At 52.1% G+C, this 19,697-nt stretch carries 15 protein-coding genes and 2 pseudogenes; 12 read left to right on the forward strand and 5 right to left on the reverse strand.

Annotation, left to right across the window (positions count from 1 at the left end; translation table 11 throughout):
- Positions 1-334: 334 nt before the first annotated feature.
- From ABIE29_RS05545 to ABIE29_RS05575, 7 genes are all read left to right on the forward strand, one after another.
- Positions 335-940: an ankyrin repeat domain-containing protein gene (locus ABIE29_RS05545; protein ID WP_429617175.1), complete on the forward strand. Its 606-nt coding sequence runs from the start codon at positions 335-337 to the stop codon at positions 938-940.
- Positions 941-1,084: 144 nt separating this feature from the next.
- Positions 1,085-1,873: a DUF2877 domain-containing protein gene (locus tag ABIE29_RS05550; protein ID WP_429617176.1), complete on the forward strand. Its 789-nt coding sequence runs from the start codon at positions 1,085-1,087 to the stop codon at positions 1,871-1,873.
- Entirely contained in the window at positions 1,833-3,380 is a 1,548-nt protein-coding gene (fdrA, locus tag ABIE29_RS05555) for an acyl-CoA synthetase FdrA (protein ID WP_429617177.1), read from the forward strand. The genes ABIE29_RS05550 and fdrA overlap by 41 nt, the downstream gene beginning before the upstream one ends.
- Entirely contained in the window at positions 3,380-4,798 is a 1,419-nt protein-coding gene (locus ABIE29_RS05560) for a DUF1116 domain-containing protein (protein ID WP_429617178.1), read from the forward strand. Before fdrA ends, ABIE29_RS05560 begins: the two co-directional genes overlap by 1 nt.
- A gap of 119 nt (positions 4,799-4,917) precedes the next feature.
- Positions 4,918-6,468, forward strand: a complete 1,551-nt coding sequence (locus ABIE29_RS05565; RefSeq protein WP_429617179.1) for a xanthine permease — start codon at positions 4,918-4,920, stop codon at positions 6,466-6,468.
- A 209-nt stretch (positions 6,469-6,677) separates the two neighbouring features.
- Positions 6,678-7,628, forward strand: coding sequence for a carbamate kinase family protein (locus ABIE29_RS05570; protein ID WP_429617180.1), 951 nt, complete (start codon positions 6,678-6,680; stop codon positions 7,626-7,628).
- A gap of 13 nt (positions 7,629-7,641) precedes the next feature.
- The gene (locus ABIE29_RS05575) at positions 7,642-9,036 is read left to right on the forward strand and encodes an amidohydrolase family protein (RefSeq protein ID WP_429617181.1); all 1,395 of its coding nucleotides are present in this window, start codon (positions 7,642-7,644) and stop codon (positions 9,034-9,036) included.
- 416 nt (positions 9,037-9,452) lie between these two features.
- On the opposite strand, the gene ABIE29_RS05580 is transcribed toward ABIE29_RS05575, so the two are convergent.
- The 3 genes from ABIE29_RS05580 to murQ form a co-directional block, all read right to left on the reverse strand.
- Positions 9,453-10,907, reverse strand: a complete 1,455-nt coding sequence (locus tag ABIE29_RS05580; protein WP_429617182.1) for a Wzy polymerase domain-containing protein — start codon at positions 10,905-10,907, stop codon at positions 9,453-9,455.
- Positions 10,908-11,588: 681 nt separating this feature from the next.
- Complete coding sequence (murP, locus tag ABIE29_RS05585) at positions 11,589-13,040, reverse strand: PTS N-acetylmuramic acid transporter subunit IIBC (protein WP_429617183.1); 1,452 nt, start codon at positions 13,038-13,040, stop codon at positions 11,589-11,591.
- Positions 13,041-13,048: 8 nt separating this feature from the next.
- On the reverse strand, positions 13,049-13,951 hold the full coding sequence (murQ, locus tag ABIE29_RS05590; protein WP_429617184.1) for an N-acetylmuramic acid 6-phosphate etherase: 903 nt from the start codon (positions 13,949-13,951) through the stop codon (positions 13,049-13,051).
- A 228-nt stretch (positions 13,952-14,179) separates the two neighbouring features.
- On the opposite strand from murQ, the gene ABIE29_RS05595 reads away from it, so the two are divergent.
- Positions 14,180-15,040 (forward strand): SIS domain-containing protein, encoded by an 861-nt coding sequence (locus tag ABIE29_RS05595; RefSeq protein ID WP_429617185.1) that lies wholly within the window; start codon positions 14,180-14,182, stop codon positions 15,038-15,040.
- Between the two features lie 108 nt (positions 15,041-15,148).
- Here ABIE29_RS05595 and ABIE29_RS05600 read toward each other — a convergent pair whose 3' ends face one another.
- A complete protein-coding gene (locus tag ABIE29_RS05600; RefSeq protein WP_429617186.1) occupies positions 15,149-15,388 on the reverse strand; it encodes a DUF1127 domain-containing protein in 240 nt (79 codons plus the stop codon).
- Between the two features lie 166 nt (positions 15,389-15,554).
- Between ABIE29_RS05600 and ABIE29_RS05605 the strand changes: the two genes are divergently transcribed.
- The 3 genes and pseudogenes from ABIE29_RS05605 (at position 15,555) to ABIE29_RS05615 (ending at position 18,406) form a co-directional block, all read left to right on the forward strand.
- The gene (locus tag ABIE29_RS05605) at positions 15,555-16,997 is read left to right on the forward strand and encodes a PLP-dependent aminotransferase family protein (RefSeq protein ID WP_429617187.1); all 1,443 of its coding nucleotides are present in this window, start codon (positions 15,555-15,557) and stop codon (positions 16,995-16,997) included.
- A 3-nt stretch (positions 16,998-17,000) separates the two neighbouring features.
- Positions 17,001-17,237, forward strand: a pseudogene (locus tag ABIE29_RS05610) (transposase); the annotation flags it as partial.
- A gap of 236 nt (positions 17,238-17,473) precedes the next feature.
- Entirely contained in the window at positions 17,474-18,406 is a 933-nt protein-coding gene (locus ABIE29_RS05615; RefSeq protein WP_429617188.1) for a diguanylate cyclase, read from the forward strand.
- A 193-nt stretch (positions 18,407-18,599) separates the two neighbouring features.
- Here ABIE29_RS05615 and ABIE29_RS05620 read toward each other — a convergent pair whose 3' ends face one another.
- Positions 18,600-19,373, reverse strand: a complete 774-nt coding sequence (locus ABIE29_RS05620) for an N-acetylmuramoyl-L-alanine amidase (RefSeq protein WP_429617189.1) — start codon at positions 19,371-19,373, stop codon at positions 18,600-18,602.
- Between the two features lie 169 nt (positions 19,374-19,542).
- Between ABIE29_RS05620 and ABIE29_RS05625 the strand changes: the two are divergent.
- Positions 19,543-19,638: pseudogene (locus ABIE29_RS05625) on the forward strand (hypothetical protein); the annotation flags it as partial.
- Positions 19,639-19,697: the final 59 nt, after the last annotated feature.

Here is a 19,697-nt window from a genome sequence, read left to right on the forward strand (position 1 = left end):
AAATCCTATGACACGCAACCAGTATTGAACAAAATTTAACACTGCCATTACAACTGTTTTGAAGACAATCACACTTCTGATTATTAGTTTGGAGCCTGATGTGGCGCGAGATGAAAGCCCATATCCCGCAGGGATGTTTATCGTGGTAAAAGACCTAAAACATAAGAGAAAGATTGCGCCGACGCACAGTTTGTCTTTATTGTTGAATTGTTTTCAATAATTACTCCCTTTGCGATGAATGATTCTTAAGCGGATGTTTTTATCCGGCATCTGTTGCTATTCTCAGTAGCAATGAAAGCATCCAAAGCCCACTGGAAAAATAGGGAGCCAGAATATGTCTGATAAGGCGCTAATCACAGAATTTCTTTTTGCAGCAGAACAGGGCGACTGCGACGCGCTGAAAAGTTGCCTGAGTAAAGGGGCAGATATCAATGCCACCAACCGCCAAGGCCGCACCGCAATTACGCTTGCCAGCTTGAATAAACATTACGACTGCGTGGAATTATTAATCGCTGCCGGTGCAGACATTGATAAGCAGGATCAGACCTGTTTTAACCCCTTCCTGCTGAGCTGCCTGAATAATGACTTAACGCTACTACGTCTGGTATTGCCAGCAAACCCGGATTTGGACCGTTTAACACGCTTTGGCGGCGTGGGTATTACCCCAGCCAGCGAAAAAGGTCACGTCGATATTGTACGTGAATTGTTAACGCGTACCGAAATTAACGTCAACCACACCAATTTTGTCGGTTGGACGCCGCTGCTGGAAGCCATTGTGTTGAATGATGGCGGCGCGAAACAGCAAGAGATTGTCAAATTACTGCTCGATCACGGTGCCAATCCTCATATGACCGACAAATATGGTAAATCTCCCCTGACGCTGGCCCGTGAAAAAGGCTATCACGAAATTGCTGAACTGCTGGTTGCCGCCGGCGCTTAACAGAGGAGAAATGCCATCGCACAGCCGCAACGGCAGTGCATTACAGCGTTATCGGCGGAGGTGGCGTTCCCCCGCCAGCAGCTAAGTGGGCAGGTCGAACAGGTTTTTTCCCGCGCGGTAAACCTGTTCGTCCCCGAGCAGAACATGCTCTACACGTTATTAAGCGACGAGTACGATAACGCCCCCAATAGTTGCCGCATAGCGCTCAGGCACTGTGACCAGATATTTAGCCCAGGAGATCGCGTCGAGTTTTCTCAGGGCAGCATTGAAATAGGTCAGCATAGTTGGATTGATTTATCTCACTGCCAGACATGGCAGCAGCCTGACCTGTATTTAACCGAAGCAAGCAGAGCATCAATTGCTTGGCACCAATGGGGAGCATACATTAATCAACAGGCTTCATCCGGTAATTCGCTGTTTAATTACCGTGGAGAAAATATATTTTACCGGGAAACGGCCAGATTATTACAGCTTCATCGTGATGCGTTATTCCTGGCAATACGGCGCAATGAAAATCCCGACGAGGCCATACATTCTCTCATCGGCTTAGGCATTGGCCTGACGCCTTCCGGTGATGATTATCTGGTTGGGCTTTGCTCTATATTACTGCTACCCGGCCATCCGGCACAAAAATATCGCGAGGTTTTTCTGGCGGCACTGGAAAAAGCGCAACATAAAACCACGCTGCTAAGCGCTATTACATTAGAGGCAGCAATCAATCAGCGTTACCGACAGGTGATAAGCCACCTGTTAGAAAAATTAGTACACGACGATCGTCACCTTATTATCGATACCATTAACAAGATTAAACAGATTGGTTCAAGTTCGGGTTGCGACATGCTGTATGGCATGACCGATGCCTGCCTCTTGACCTCCTATTTTGGAGAAAAATATGCCCATCAGGATCGTGGTAAAAAACAACACCTGGTTTGACTCTGTTTCGCTGATGTCTATCTCCACCAAAGCGAACAAACTTGAAGGCGTTGAACAAGCGTTTGTGGCCATGGCCACGGAGATGAACAAAGGAGTGCTGGAGAACCTGGGCTTGTTAACCCCAGAGCTGGAAGCCGCCAAAAACGGCGATCTGATGATCGTGATTAAGGGCGCCAGCGATGAAGCTAACGAGGCGACCCTGCAAGCGATTGAAGCCTTGTTCACCCACAAAGATAAAGGTGGCCGCCACGAAGCGCGCTACGCCACCCTCGCCAGTGCGAAAACCAATATCCCGGAGAGCAACCTCGCGGTGATCTCGGTAAATGGCCTGTATGCGGCGCGTGAAGCTCGTCAAGCGCTGGAAAACAATCTCAACGTGATGCTGTTCTCCGATAACGTTTCCATCGAGGATGAATTGGCGCTGAAACGGCTGGCACATGAAAAAGGTCTGCTGCTGATGGGGCCAGACTGCGGTACCGCCATCATTAACGGCACCGCTCTGTGTTTTGGTAACGCGGTACGCCGTGGCAACATCGGCATCATCGGTGCATCCGGCACCGGTAGCCAGGAGCTGAGCGTGCGTATCCATGAGTTCGGCGGTGGTATTTCGCAGCTGATTGGCACCGGCGGGCGCGATCTAAGTGAAAAGATCGGTGGCCGGATGATGCTGGACGCGCTGGAGATGTTAGACAACGACAACGGTACGGAGGTGATTGTACTGGTCTCCAAGCCCCCAGCCCCTGCCGTGGCACACACCGTGCTCGAACGCGCCCGTGCCTGCCGTAAACCCGTAGTGGTTTGCTTCCTTGGGCGCAATGAGCCACCAGCCGATGAGCCAGGGTTACAGTTTGCGCGTGCAACCAAACAGGCAGCGTTAAAGGCCGTGCTGCTTACCGGCATCAAAGAAGAGTCGCTCGACCTGCATCCACTGAACTGGCCGCTGATTGAAGAAGTGCGTGCCAAGCTGACGCCACAGCAAAAATACATTCGCGGCCTGTTCTGTGGCGGCACTTTGTGCGACGAAGCGATGTTCGCCGCACTGGAAAAATACGACGACGTTTACAGCAATATTCAACCCGACCCGGCCATGCGCCTGCCAGACCTCAACCGCAGCGTGGCACACACCTTCCTCGACTTTGGCGATGACGACTTCACCAATGGCAAGCCACACCCGATGATCGACCCGACCAACCGCATCCAACGTCTGTTGCAGGAAGCGCGCGATCCCGAAGTTGGCGTGATCGTGATGGACTTCGTGCTTGGCTTTGGCTCTCACGAAGATCCGGTGGGCGTAATGATCGAGGCGATCAAAGAGGCCAAGGCCATTGCGGCCAGCGAGAGCCGGCCGTTGGAGATCCTCGGCTATGTGCTGGGCACCGATCTCGATACGCCGTCGCTACAGCAGCAGTGCCAGATGCTCACCGATGCGGGAGTGATCTGGGCGAGCAGCAGCACCAATACCGGATTGCTGGCGCGTGAATTTGTTTGTAAAGGAGGGAAAGCCTGATGAGCCACACGTTATTTAACCAACCGCTGAACGTCATTAACGTCGGTATCGCCATGTTCAGTGATGACCTCAAAAAACAACATGTGCCGGTAACCCAGCTCGATTGGACTCCGCCGGGCCAGGGCAATATGGCGGTGGTTGAGGCTCTCGATCAGATTGCCTCCCCGGCGCTTGCCGAGAAAGTGGCTGCCGCGAACAAACTGGCGCTGGAACGCATTATTCAGTCGCATCCGGTGCTGGTAGGTTATGACCAGGCGATCAACGTCGTCCCTGGGATGACGCGCAACACCATTTTACATGCTGGCCCACCGATCACCTGGCAGAAGATGTGCGGCGGGATGAAAGGCGCGGTCACCGGTGCGCTGGTGTTTGAAGGGTTAGCGGCCAACCTTGACGAAGCCTCGGAATTGGCTGCCTCTGGCGAAATCATCTTCTCGCCGTGCCATGAGCATGATTGCGTTGGCTCAATGGCAGGCGTGACTTCTGCATCAATGTTTATGCATATCGTAGAAAACAAAACCTACGGCAACCGCGCTTATACCAATATGAGCGAGCAGATGGCGAAGATCCTGCGCATGGGGGCCAATGACCAGAGCGTGATTGACCGCCTGATCTGGATGCGCGATGTGCAAGGCCCGATGCTGCGCGATGCCATGAAGCTGGCCGGTGAGATCGACCTGCGGCTGATGCTGGCACAGGCGCTGCACATGGGTGACGAGTGCCACAACCGCAACAACGCGGGCACTTCACTGCTGATCCAGGCGCTGACGCCGTGGATTATCCAGGCAGGCTACCCGGTTGAGCAGCAGCGCGAGGTCTTCGACTTTGTCGCCAGCAGCGATTACTTCTCCGGCCCAACCTGGATGGCGATGTGTAAAGCGGCAATGGATGCGGCGCACGGTATTGAGTACAGCACCGTCGTCACCACCATGGCGCGCAACGGCGTTGAGTTTGGTCTGCGCATAAGCGGATTGCCAGGCCAGTGGTTTACCGGCCCAGCGCAGCAGGTTATCGGCCCGATGTTTGCAGGCTATAAACCGGAAGACTCGGGGCTGGATATCGGTGACAGCGCCATCACCGAAACCTACGGCATTGGCGGTTTTGCCATGGCAACCGCTCCGGCCATCGTTGCACTGGTAGGGGGCACGGTGGATGAAGCGATCGATTTCTCACGCCAGATGCGTGAAATCACCCTGGGCGAAAACCCCAACGTCACCATTCCCCTGCTGTCGTTTATGGGGATCCCAACGGCGATCGATATTACCAAGGTCGGCAGCAGCGGCATCCTGCCGGTGATCAATACCGCCATTGCCCACAAGGATGCAGGGATCGGCATGATCGGTGCCGGGATTGTGCACCCGCCGTTCGCCTGTTTTGAGAAAGCAATACTGAGTTATCGCGACCACTACTGCCAATAAAAAAAACGGGGCTAACCCAACGTTAGCCCCACCTGACACCAGAGAGTTGTTCACCTGCAGGACCAATGGCGATCCCGTTGATCGTCGAGAGTTGTTAAACGACCTGTGAAGGATTTTCCATGAACAAAATGAAATTAGAGTGGAAACGCGGTGACTGGGCAGCCTACTTCGGGCTGATGACCAATAACCTGACCAACCTGCTCACCATGATGGGGTTACTCATCTTTGTGGTGGGTATTCCCAAAGAGATTGTCTACGGGCGCATAGCCCCGGCCTTTGGTCTGGCCGTGATGATGGCCAGCATCTGTTACACCTGGTTCGGCCTGCAAATGGCTCGCCAGACCGGGCGGAGCGATGTGACCGCGCTGCCTTCTGGCCCGAGTGCGCCGTCTATTTTTACCGTGACCTTCCTGGTGCTGATGCCGGTTTATCAGTCGACCGGCGATGCGGACTTTGCCATTGCGATCGGCCTGGTGTGGTGCTTTGTTGAAGCACTGATCCTGGTGGGCGGCTCTTTCCTCGGCGAAACCATCCGCAAGATGATCCCGCGCACCGTGCTGCTCTCCTGCCTTTCCGGCCTGGGGCTGTTGCTACTGGCGATGAACCCGATGTTGCAGGCGTTCGAAGCGCCGACCGTTTCGTTCATCGTGCTGCTGCTGATCTTTATCAACTGGTTTGGCAAAAAGCCGATGTTCGCCCGCATTCCGACCGGTTTGCTGCTGCTGATCGCCGGTACCGCTCTGGCGTGGATCTCCGGCCTGCAAAGCCCAGATGCGATTAAAGCCTCGATGTCTTCCTTTGGCTTTAACCCGCCAGGATTCCATGTCGACAGCTTCATGCAGGGCCTGCCACACGCGCTGCCGTATCTGGCCTCTGCCGTCCCGCTGGGGCTGGCGAACTACATCTTTGACCTGGAGAACATCGAGAGTGCGCACGCCGCCGGGGATGAATACAACACCCGCAAAGTGATGATGGCCAACGGTCTCTCCTCCATGTTCGGCTGCCTGCTAGGCAACCCGTTCCCGGTGACCGTGTATGTTGGCCACGCCGGTTGGAAAGCCATGGGGGCCAGCATTGGTTACACCTTGGCTTCCGGCGTGACGATGTTCCTGGTTCCGCTGTTCGGGCTGGGTGCCTTTATGTTGGCGGTGATCCCGATGACGGCAATCGTGCCTATCCTGGTGTTTATCGGCGTGGTCACCGCCAACCAGGTGGTGAGGGAAACGCCGAAAATCGAGGTCCCGGTGATCTTCATCTGCCTGTTCCCGTGGATCGCCAACTGGGGATTAACCATGGTTAACAGCGTGCTGGGGGCGGCGGGCACCTCGGGAGCCAAGCTGGGCGCTGAGTTGCTGCATAGCAAAGGCGTGTATTACCAGGGGTTGGTGCATTTGGGTAGCGGTGCGCCGCTGGCCAGTATGCTTTGGGGATGTGTCGCGATTTTCGCCATCATCAACAAACCGCTGCGTGGTGCGGTGGCGGCGGCAACCGGTGCTCTGCTGGCGCTGTTTGGTGTGATCCATGCGCCAGCCGTGGGCTTTGCCGAGGGAAGCTCATTGCTGTTCACGCTGGCTTACCTGATGATGTCGGCCATGTTTGTGGCGAAGCATTTCCTCGATAGCCGTGAAACGGTGGCTGCCGCAGTGCAAGAGCCAACCAAGACGGCCTGATCCCTCACCCCAGCCCTCTCCCACAAGGAGAGGGAGCTGCCCCGAGTGCACAACCAGCCCGGACAGTAGGGAGTAATAAAAACAAAGTATTACGCGGAAAAATCAACGAACTCGATCGGTTCCCTCTCACTAACGGAGAGGGTTAGGGTGAGGGGACAATCATAGGCTCCCGCCCCTATTTAAACGGCCTTTTTAATCGGAAGACCCAAATGAAAGAACTCGTCGTCGTCGCCATTGGTGGCAACAGCATTATCAAAGACAACGCCAGCCAGACCGTGGAACATCAGGCCGAGGCGGTGAAAAAGGTCGCAGACTCGGTGCTGGAAATGCTGGCATCGGATTACCACATCGTACTCACCCACGGCAACGGCCCGCAGGTGGGGCTGGAATTGCGCCGTGCAGAAGTGGCCCACGAACATGAAGGGCTACCGCTGACCCCACTGGCCAACTGCGTAGCGGATACCCAAGGTGGTATCGGCTATCTCATTCAGCAGGCACTCAACAACCGTCTGGCGCAGCATGGCGGGCAGAAAGCGGTAACCGTCATCACGCAGGTTGAAGTGGATAAACAAGATCCCGCCTTCACCAACCCCACCAAACCTATCGGCGCTTTCTTTAGCGAACAACAGCGCGATGTATTATTGCAGCAATACCCCACCTGGCGGTTTGTGGAAGACTCCGGGCGCGGCTATCGCCGGGTGGTCGCCTCGCCAGAACCGATAAGAATTGTGGAAGCCGACGCAATCCAGGCACTCACGCAACAAGGGTTTGTAGTCATCGGAGCGGGCGGCGGTGGCATCCCTGTCACGCGCAATCCACAAGGGGATCACCAAAGCGTCGATGCGGTGATCGATAAAGATCTCTCCACAGCCCTGCTTGCCAGGGAAATCCGCGCCGACGTGCTGGTGATCACCACTGGCGTAGAGAAAGTGTGCATTCACTTTGGCAAACCGGATCAGCAGGCGTTAGGCCAGGTGAACGTGGCCGAAATGACCCGCTATATGGCAGAGGGCCACTTCCCTGCTGGCAGCATGCTGCCGAAGATCGTCGCCAGCCTGGCATTCTTACGCGATGGCGGCAAACGCGTCGTCATCACCTCGCCGGATTGCCTCCCCGCCGCACTGCGCGGTGAAACAGGCACCCATATCGTTAACCTCTGAGAGGCAACAACAGATGAATGAGAACAAAAGCCGCCGTGAGTTTTTGAGCCATAGTGGCAAAGTCGCTGCGGCCTGCGCGCTATTGGGCGCAACCTCCTCTGTCGGTTATGCTGCTAACCCGGCAACCGCGAACAGTGAGGCAGACCAGCGCATGAAAATTACCGACCAGCACTATTATCTGGATAACGTGCTGCTAGAGGCGGGTTTTGAGTTTGACGGAGCAACCCCGGTCAGCACTCGCACCGAACTAAAAACGCTGGAGATCAACCAGGGCAAGATCGTTGCGTTGCGCGATAACCGCCAGCATGCGGACAGTGCGCTACCGGTTTACGACGCTGGCGGCAAACTGATGCTGCCCGCCATGCGTGATATGCACATCCATCTGGACAAAACCTTTTACGGCGGCCCATGGCGTTCGCTGAATCGCCCGGCGGGTACCACCATCAAGGATATGATCAGGCTGGAACAGAAGCTGCTGCCGGAACTGCAACCTTACACCCAAGAGCGGGCCGAAAAGCTGATAGATTTGATTCAGTCCTACGGTTCCACCACCGCCCGCAGCCATTGCAACGTTGAGCCAACCTCGGGGCTGAAAAACCTGGAGAATCTGCAAGAAGTGCTGGCACGCCGCAAATCCGGCTTTGACTGCGAGATTGTCGCGTTCCCACAGCATGGCCTGTTGTATTCGAAATCAGAGCCGCTAATGCGTGAGGCAATGCAGGCAGGAGCGCACTATGTCGGTGGTCTGGACCCGACCAACGTCGATGGCGCAATGGAAAAGTCGCTCGATAGCATGTTCCAGATCGCGCTGGATTATAACAAAGGGGTGGACATCCACCTGCACGAAACCAGCCCGGCAGGCATTGCGGCGGTGAACTACATGGTAGCAACCGTCGAGAAAACGCCACAGTTAAAGGGCAAGCTGACCATTAGCCACGCCTTTGCGCTGGCAATGATGAATGAACAGCAGGTGGATGAGATTGCCACCCGTATGGCAGCACAGCAGATCACCATTGCCACCACGGTCCCTATCGGTACAATGCACATGCCGCTCAGCCAGCTGCGTGAGAAAGGCGTGTTTTTGATGACCGGCACTGACAGCGTGATCGACCACTGGTCGCCATATGGTTTGGGCGACATGCTGGAGAAAGCCAACCTTTATGCTCAGCTTTACGTACGCCCGAATGAGGGAACCCTGTCACGTTCGTTGGCACTCGCCACCGGTGATGTCTTACCGCTGAATGACAAAGGTGAACGCGTATGGCCGAAAGCCCAGGACGATGCCAGCTTCGTATTGGTTGACGCCTCCTGCTCCGCCGAGGCGGTAGCGCGTATTTCCCCAAGAACCGCCACGTTCCATAAGGGCGAGATGGTTTGGGGCCGCGTTGGGCAAGGTAGTAAGGCCTGATCGATGTGGTGACACCAGGGGTGCAGCACGCTGCGCCCATTTACATCATCATTGGCTTAACCCGTACTTGCATTAACAATCCACCAGCAGAACAGACCGAGCAATGCCAAAAATACCAATAAGGTGATTAACCCCCGTCTCCGCGTGCGCCCTTTGGTAAAAGAATAAATGAAGTTCACAATTTCGTAGATGGCTTCCAGTATCCCAAAAATAATTCTGAATACCAGGTTCACCAACTCACCGATACTTTCAAGCATTCCCTGCCCCCTTGCTATCCATAAAGACCATACCGTAGCAGCAAGGCATATGATAAGCCACTGACCTGCGCTGGCAGGCCAACTGATTGCCCATTCTTACCAGCGCATTGTTGGCTTACACGGATCATAGTCCGCATCCCCGTGTAAACTTATCGCTCTTCACTCAGGCATATCGGTTAAAAACCGTGGATCGGTGGGAAATAATGCCTTTGCTTCCTGGTATAAACGCCGGTAGGTGGCGGTATCCTGTTGATATTGTGCGATAGCTAACCATGAGGCATAAACATTTTTATCGATCCGCTGAGCAAGATAGCCCTGTGCCCATTGAGCATAGTTTTCAAGCAAGCGGGGGTCGCGGGTCTGATTATACATTAGCAACGCATGGGTCTGTTGATCGTAATGCCAACGTTCGGTATTCACCCAGGGGTCAAACGTCATCGCACGGCGAGTGGGTTGAATATCCGCGAAGTAATTACGTTCAAAGGCGGTTAAAGACAAATTGGCATATAACCCAATACTGGCCACTATGCAGATGGCGGCTGAAGCCATGGGCACTACAGCCCGCAAAAATGAGGGGATTACCGAAGAAAAAGTACGTTCTGTAGCCTTATCGGTTTGGCGATCCCACTGTGCCAGCAGCAGTAAAAAAATAGCCCAATGCGCGCTAGACAGCATAAAGGGATATTCCGTTTGGCTGTGTAACAGCAAAGGGAGCAGCGCGCTGGCCAACGCAAGGCTTTCGCCGTTTTTTCGCCAAGATAGCCAGAATAACCTGATACCGGCACACAGTAAAATTACCATGCCTGCCAAGGCAACCATGCCCCCTTCAACCCACCACAGTAAGATTTCATTATGCGGATGGCGCACCACGCCAAGACCTAATGTTGATAATCCGGCAGCCAGACGATAGTGCTGAAAGCTGTATTCAAATCCGCCGTAACCCCAACCAAGCCAGGGCTTTTCGGCAATCATCTTTAAGCTGTCCTGTAACATGATCAGCCGGGCATGGTTTGATGCGGCGTGTTCAACCCCTCCATTTATTTGTAAAATAAAGGCGATAGCGATACCAAAGAGCATTAAACCTGTTGCGATACCCGTGAGCTTTTTTGCCTGCCGCCATCCCAGCCAGAGCAACAATACCCCGCTGATAATGCCGCCTAGCCAGCCTATCCGTGACTGTAACCATACCAATAGCGCGGGGAACAGCACCAGCACCATCCCCAAGACATACCGTCTGCATCGTTCTGCTTTTGGATGAGTAAAGGAAAAGTCAGGCAACAACAACAGCATTAATGCCAGCGCCAATCCGCTGGCTATAAAGCTGGCCAGAACATTCACCTGTTGGAAGACCCCATAAGGTCGACCGTTTTTCATTGGGTAGTCAAACCAGTCTGGTACGGTTCCCGGCAGGAACAATTGCAACAGAGCGATCAGCGCCTGGAACATAGCGGCCACCAGAATGGCGTAAAATAGCCAATGGCGGGCGAAGTACGGTGGACGATATTGCATCCATGAGACATAAAAAATCCAACCGCCAGCCAACCCTAGCCAGCGTGCCAGTCCAGCACTCTGCCAAGGGGGAGAGGTATATAATAGGGGAATTGCCAGGATCACCACGGCCAGCAGTAGCCAACGGGCTGTTACGCTAACAGAGATGGGGGTATTAGCCGATAGAGTTAACCATAGGGTAGCGGTAGTGGCAGCCATCACCGCCCAAGTCAGGATATTATGCGGTAGTTTCAGGCCGCTTCCGCCCATATGAGGCAAGGCGAGCGGAATTAGAAATATCAACCAAATCAGTAGCAGCCCTAGAGGCAATAAAGATAGCCCCACCGGGCTAGCCAATGGTAAAGGTCTTCGTGGATGACGCATTTTTCACCTGATGAAATAAGCTTCAGTACTGAGGACTACGGTATTACTCTTTTATACCTATCACTCTTCAAATTACGGGGGTGGTCAAGTAATAAATTGCACTTCAATTATAGCGATTGATACAAAAGAGGCTACAATATCTTGAAAAACCAATCAATTTAATAATTGATAATTAAAAAATAATATCTTTGGTTATTTATAATAAAAAATTAAATGTTCGATGAACGGCAGAGTTCGCAATCTAAAAGGCAATACTGCTGAATTTCCAGTAGGCTGAATGCATGCCACCCTATTGATAGCTTATTGATTATTAATAATTACAAATGCGACACCCGTTTTAACGTAGCCGGTTGATGAGTATCTGGCCCGGTAAACCGGGCCATCGTGCGATAAGAAGATTAAATCAACTAAAAAAAAGTTATATCAACTTAAATCAACATCCTTGCTGCCAAACAGCCAGGTCAGAATAAATCCGGCGATATAGGAGATCAAAATACCGGCGACATACACCAGCATACCGACGAAAATCCCCTTGGCTGAGGTCATTAATGGAATAGACACCAGACCCGAAGGACCGAATACCGTATTCAGCCCCACCGGCAACCCCAACCAGGCAACCAGACCGATAAAGAAGCCACCAACCGCGCCCCCCAGACAAGCGGTAACGAATGGCTTCAAGCGTGGTAAGGTTACGCCGTAAATCAGCGGCTCACCAATCCCCAGCAGGCCAGGGAAAATGGCACCTTTAATCTGGGTACGCAGCAGAGAACCTTTAGGTGAGCGAGCAAACAGCGCCAGTGACGCCCCCACCTGCCCTGCACCGGCCATCGCCAGAATAGGGAACAGTGAGTTAAAGCCCTGCGCATCCATCAAGGCAAAGTAAACCGGTACAAAGCCCTGATGAATGCCAAACACTACGGCGATCAGGAACAACCCGGCCAGAATGGCGGTGCCGAACGGGTTGCCGTTCAGGTGCATAAACAACCACGACATCCCCTTAAACAGCTCACCGCCAACCGGCATAATCACCACAAAAGTGATGGCGCCAGTGATCAGCAGGGTGATTGACGAAGTCAGGATCATATCCAGATTATCGGGGATCACCCGGCGTACCTGCCTTTCGATCCATGCGCCCAGGATACAGGCCAGTAGAACGCCAATTATGTTGCCGCGTGGGTCGATCGCCAGCCCAAAAAAGTCACTCATACCCGCGTAGTAGCCGGTAGTCCCTTCTGGTACATAGCGTAAAACAAACAGCGAAGCGATGATCGCGCCGTTAACCTCGGTGCCGCCAAAGGCTTTCTGAGTGTTAAAGCCGATCAGGATGCTGAGGAAGGTAAACAAGCCGATGCTGAACACTTTCATGTAAGCAATCAGCCCTTTTAGCCATGCGACTGGTGCCACGCCCTCGACGATCAGCGTTTGCTGCATCAGGGTGGCAATCCCCAACAACAATCCTGCGGCGATAAACCCTGGGATCAACGGGGTAAAAATAGTGGCAAATTTAGTCAGGAAATTATGCACCGCGCTATTTTGCCTGGCTTTCATCTGCTGCTTGTTTTCACTTGCCAGGGCCTGCAAGTCCACTTGCTCGACATTCCCCCGTTCCTGCTGCGGCTGCGCCGTTAACAACGCATTCATCATCTCGCTGGCAGTCTGAGCTTTGCCAGGGCCGAGGATAACCTGCAGTTGATCGTCGCCGTTAACTACCCCCATCACGCCAGGTATCTTCTTCAACTCATCGAGCCGTATTTGCTGACGATCTTTTAACGTCAGACGCAGTCTGGTCATGCAGTTACCGCAGATAATGATATTTTTACTGCCACCCACCAGGAGTAAAATTTGCTCTATCATAGGAACGGTTATTTTCGCCATGATTATGCCTATATCCCTTGCAGTGCTTGACGGATAAATCCTTTGTTTTTACTCAAAAGCGCGCTGGCCTCAGGTGCAGACAAGCCGCCGAGGATCATCACAATCGCGGTTTTACAGTGGCGACGGCATTGATTAAGCGCGTCCTCAGCCTCTTCAGGGCTACACTCGGTGGCTTCGACCACGATATTGACCTGGCGCTGGACCAGCTTGGCATTGGTGGCCTCCACATCGACCATCAGGTTGCTGTAAACCTTGCCGCTGCGGATCATCGCACCGGTGGTGATCATATTCAGGATTAACTTCTGCGCCGTTCCCGCTTTCATACGCGATGAACCGGTCACCACTTCTGGCCCCACCACGGGTTCAATCGCGATATCTGCCGCCTGACTCATTGCGCTATTCGGATTGCATGAGATGGCCACAGCAGTCGCCCCCACGCTACGGGCATACGCCATAGCCCCCAGTACATAAGGGGTGCGGCCACTCGCCGCGATGCCAACCAACACATCACGCGCGTTGAAACCGAGATTTCGCAGATCCTGTTCGCCCATTTGCGGATTATCTTCGGCATTTTCCACTGCCTGCAAAATCGCGGCATGCCCCCCGGCGATCAACCCGACCACCTGCTCACGCGGCGTACCGTATGTTGGTGGACACTCACTGGCATCCAGGATCCCCAACCGGCCAGAAGTACCCGCTCCGCAATAAATCAATCGACCACCGCAGGCAAAAGCCTCTACCACCAAATCCACTACCTTGGCGATTTCTGGCAAGGTAGCGGCTACCGCCAGCGGCACTTTTTGGTCTTCGCTGTTGATCACTGCGAGCATGTCCAGAGTGGGCAGCGTATCAATTTGCGAACTGGCCGGGTTGCGGCTTTCCGTCACCATCTGGCTTAAATTAATCTTCATAGGGGCTTCCAATGGGTTAAAATTTTCGACAATGTTAAGGAATTATTTATTCAGCAAATGTGATAACTGTCACGGCGAATCTATTCTCGACCACGTGTAAAGCAGGAATAAATGAGATAAAAACGCGCCATTTAAAATGCAATCTTCAATAATTTCAAATAAATGAGCCAAAGGAATGTCAAGCACCCTTGCTGGAATAGTCTATTACATACAGTGGAGATATTATTGATGTCGGTGCTAAACGAAATCACCTGGCTGATGCCAAACCTGGCCGAAAACCAGCAAAAGATCGCTAAATATATCCTTGATAACCCGCAAGCCGTCCTGAGCCTGTCTTCTTCCCGTTTTGCCGAGGATGTGGGGGTCAGCCAGTCTGCCATCGTCAAGTTTAGCCAGAAAATCGGCATGAAAGGCTTCCCCGCGCTGAAGATTGCCATCAGTGAAGAACTGGGCAGAAATAATCTGTTCAAGTCTTATCCGCAAAAAGCTTTGCATAACGCCATCTCATCGGAAGATCCTTTGATGGTGGTGGCACAAAAACTGGCTCATGAGAAAACTGCCGCGATCGTAGAGACGACCAAAAGGATAAATTTCTCCACTTTCCAACAGGTGGTCGATGCCATCGATAATGCTCAACGCGTGCAGATCGTGGGCATTTGGGGCTCGGGCCTCACCGCCAAAGATTTGAGCTACAAATTACAGAAGATCGGTATCCTCAGCCTGGTGGAAGCCGATCTTCACGTCCAGATTGCCACCGCGCAGGCGCTGAATGCCAAAGACGTACAGATCGTTATCTCTTTCAGTGGCCGCAGGAAAGATATGCATATCGCCGCCTCCATGGCAAAAGCCCAAGGCGCGACGGTGATAGCCATAACCGGCAACAAGGGCAATCCTTTAGCCAAGATAGCCGATTATGTCCTGGAAAGTGTCTCTGATGAAAATGAGTGGCGCAGCTCTTCGATTTCGTCCAGAACCGCACAGAATACCCTGACGGATTTGATTTTCCTGGCGTTAATGCAACAGCGCAAAGAAAGTGCCAAGCCTCTGGTGCTGAATGCGAGCATGACAATTAACAATCTGGACGACTGACCCCAGAGTCAACTGACTCTGATTAACACAACGCAGAGAATGAGTCTAAGCGGGCGCAGCACATGCAACGCCCTTACAGCGCGAACGAATTGAACCGGGTTTCTATAATCAGCGCCAAAACGGGCGGCTGTAGTCTCGCTTGATATCATCCCGACGTAGGCCGATATCCTTTAGCTGCTCGCAATTCAGCCTTGCCAGCGTATTGGCAGCTTTGCGTCGCTCATTCCATCGATTTACCCATCTGTATGCTTTTAACCATAAACGGGCAAATCTATTGCGGCGTTTCCTTGTTGCTCCCTCAGCCAATAAACAGCCACCATCATGTTGATTTTCAATGATATCACTCATAACCCGCTCCCCGTCAGTCGATGAGCCATTAGCATGATACTTGGCTGAAAAACATTACAGATGCAAATTGCGGCTATTATTTCCATACAGATCTGTGCTAAACAGTCTGAATGGTCAAAATCAGCGCCATCTGTACTGGTCCCTCTCTCTTTATCTGGTGATATCCATGACTCGCTACCAACAATTGGCCGATATCCTTAGCCAACGCATCAAAGAAGGGCTGTATGTTGCCGGAGAGCGGCTGCCATCTGTTCGGGTATTGAGTGATGAGCACGGGGTCAGTATCAGCACCGTACAACAGGCGTATCGGCAACTTGAAGAGTGCCTGCTGATCGAGGCGCGGCCGAAATCGGGATACTTCGTGCGCTGTAGCTCAAATCTGCCGGCTTTACCCGCCCTATGCAGCCATGCGCAAAGGCCCGTCGAGATATCCCAATGGGAAAATACGCTGGAGTTTTTGAAGGTTAGCACTCAGGATAATGTGCTACATCTGGGCGTCGGTACGCCCGACCTGTCTGGCCCTGGCCTGAAAATACTCAGCCGTTTGCTCGCCCGTATCAGCCTGCATCAACGCGAGGAAGTGCTGGATTACGACAGTATTTACGGCACTCTGGCATTGCGTGAGCAGATTGCTCGCCTGATGCTGGACAGTGGTAATCATCAATCCGCAGAAAATATCATCATTACCTCGGGCTGCCATGGCGCACTGGCTATTGCTTTAGGGGCCGTTTGCCAGCCTGGCGATATTGTGGCGGTGGACTCCCCCAGCTTTCATGGCGCGATGCAAACCCTGAAAGGGATGGGGATGAAGGTGATTGAAATCCCGACCGATCCGGTGGTGGGAATTAGCCTGGAGGCGTTGGAAATGGCGCTGGATCAATGGCCAATTAAAGCCATCCAACTGACGCCAACCTGCAATAACCCGTTGGGTTACAACATGCCGGATGAGCGTAAGAAAGCGCTGTTAACGCTGGCTCAACGCTATGACGTGGCCATTATTGAAGACGATGTATACGGCGCACTGGCTTATCAATACCCACGCCCGCCGACCATTGCCTCATTTGATGAGGATGGCCGCGTATTGCTATGTAGCTCCTTTTCTAAAACTGTTGCGCCCGGTTTGCGGGTTGGCTGGATTTCTCCAGGGCGTTACCTAGAAAAAGCGTTACATATGAAGTACATTTCTGCCGGGCGGGTACCCACCTTGCCACAGCTGGCCATGGCTGAATTCATCAAACAGGGGCATTACCTGCAACATTTACGCCGTATGCGTCGCCAGTACCAACGTAATCGCGATATCATGACAGGTTGGATCATCAAGTATTTCCCGCCAAATACCTGCCTGAGCAGGCCGCAGGGGAGCTTTATGTTATGGGTGGAACTGCCTTACGGATTCGATAGCCTGCGTCTGAATCGCTGCTTGTTGCCACAGGGCATCCAGATTGCCGTCGGATTTATCAGTTCTGCGGCGGGAAAATACCGCAATTGCCTACGGCTAAGTTACAGCAAGCCCATGACCCGTGAGATTGAGCAGGCGATCCAAAAGGTGGGGAAAACAATTTATGAATTGCTGGAGGGAGAGCAGCCAGCAGCGGTAGCAGAAAAGTAAAGCCAAGCATGGTACGATGAGCCAAAACACCTCCACGGGCGTCCCCAACGCTATTCTGAGCTGGCTAATTCCACCGTACTGATGTTCAAACGTATCTTTCACCTGACACTGCGGGCGGCTCAGGGATTTATTGAATCCATTTTTACGTTAACGAAACTCCCGCTTCGCTGCCAAGATTATTCCAGTGTTAGCAGGCAAGCCAAGTCCGCCCCTTTCAAGAATCCTATGCGCGACGAGATTGGCATTACTTAAAGGACTGGCGCGGCAACCCTCACCGGGAATTAAGTTTCTCAGCCTTTGAGCTCTTTTTGACAGCAACCACCCAGTTCTGGCTCCGGTTAGTAACAAGGCCAAAAAACGGACACGGTCCATTTTCAACAACTACACTTGTAAAATTGGTTTGATCGCGTGTGATCCCTTGATGCTGCGTTGCTTACAAACAACGTTTTCCCTACGATCCCACTAACGGACTTCGTATGAAGATTGAAATTCTTAAACAGGCGGTTATGGATTCACGAGACGGCATCACCATCTCAGACAATGCCATAGACGACAATCCTTTGATTTTTGTAAATCCGGCTTTTGAGAGAATGACCGGCTACTCCTTCGAAGAAATTACCAACATCAACTGCCGATACCTACAAAATAACGATCGGGAACAGCCAGAGCTGGAGATTGTGCGCAACGCCGTTAAAAATGGCGAGTACTGCCTTGTAACCTTGCGAAACTACCGCAAGGATGGAACTATGTTTTGGAACGAGTTAAGCATATCGCCAATTCATGATGAGAGTGGGGCTGTAACCAATTTTATCGGGATCCAAAAAGACGTAACACCAAGAATGATAATCCAGCAACAGCTCCGTGATGAGCATCGGTCCCTCGAGGAAATGAAAATACACTTCGAGCAACTCTCCATAAAGGATGGACTCACCGGAATTTATAATCGTCGTTTTTTTGATACGCAGTTCGACATTCAATGCAAAATTGCCATCCGTAATGGCGACTCATTGACTCTCGCCATGATTGATGTCGATCACTTCAAATCATTCAATGATATTTATGGACATCAGGCAGGCGATGAAGCGCTAATACGTGTCGCTGATTGCTTGAGTAAGTCCTTCAAACGGGGTTCTGATTTTGTAGCCAGGTATGGCGGCGAAGAATTTGTCATTCTCTCCAATGGCATGACGAAAGAACAGGCAACGCTGTATGTGCAGACACTATGCCAACTCGTACGGGATTTGAGAATACCGCACTCCGCATCCAGCACAGGATACTTGACTATAAGCATCGGTTTTTCAGTTCATACATTTGGCCAATTGCCCCAGTCTAACGTACTACTGACACATGCCGATAAAGCTCTCTACGTAGCTAAAGCCCGGGGCAAAGATCAGTTTTTCAGTCTTTAGGTTCTGTATAAAAATCTGTGGGGCATGGGGATGAACTGGAGATCCCCCGCAGCCATTGTGGAATGGGATTGATTACCACCCAGACGTCTGGGTTACTTTTATGCATTTGCATATGTCCCTACCCCGCTGGGCATCAGAAATGAGAAAGGCCCACCTGAGTGAGCCTGCGAAGATTACTGAGGAATTAAATTAGTTATTTCTCTGGAAAATACTTATCCACCAACGCATACAGTATTGCTGCTGTTTCAGCATCTAAAACGCCATCATATCTTTCCTGCCGGAAATGAAGCTGAAATGCACGGATAAGATCTCGGTAACCACTTTCAGTATTGGCACCTGATGTGTCATACCCGTAGCGGCTAAGTTTACCAATTACCTCCGTTTTCTCTGGAAGTTGGCAGCAAAACTTATGCTGATAACGGTGCTTGGTCTGCTCATCATACCAGGCTCCCACCCCCTCTTCGTAAAGTGCTTTCCAGGGGAATGCGGCCCCCGGATCACTTTTTCTTCCCGGAGCGATATCGTTGTGTCCAATAACATTGGTAGGCGTGATATCGGGGTAACGCTGTAGGATATTCAGCGCCAATTCTTTGATAGCATCGACCTGAGCCGGATTGTACGGAGGGAAGGTGAACTCTCCGTTGTTATCTGTTGCCAGATTAACGGTTTCGATGCCAATGGCAGTGTCATTGAGGTTACTTCTCCCAGCCCATGTACTGACGCCGGCATGCCACGCCCGCTCACTCTCATCGACCAGATTAAAAATACGCATATCCTTGAAACCTGCCTCGATATACGTTTTTTCTGATGGGTCTGGTACGAGATAATGCGCACTGACGCCACCATCGCCGGAAAGTAGTTTAACCGAAGTGGCAAAATCAACGGCGGTGTAATGCATGACCAGAAAACGAACTCGGCGATTGAAGCCTTTTACCGAGCGATAGCTATTATAATCAATTTGATACATAGGAAACTCCTGTTATGTCATTGTGTTTGAGTTTTAAAAAATAACAGAAAGCACCGTACATAAAAGCAATGTCATCTTAGCTATTGACCAGCAAACAAAGTCTCAATGTAATACTCAGCCCAGGCATGAGAAAGCCCCAGCGGTTACACCTGGAGCAGAGTAAAGCATAAAGGCGATGGGTGTCGGCCTCAACGATACCGCTTGCCGGGTGCTACGTGACCAGATAGGGATACACAATAAATGGGTATTTGTGCATATCGTCGCGACTGTCTCGTTGAACTCATTCAAATTGACGGCTCTCACCATGACTGGTTTGAAGGCCGT

Origin of the sequence: Serratia sp. 2723 (assembly GCF_050434425.1) — a bacterium.
Lineage (GTDB): Bacteria > Pseudomonadota > Gammaproteobacteria > Enterobacterales > Enterobacteriaceae > Chania.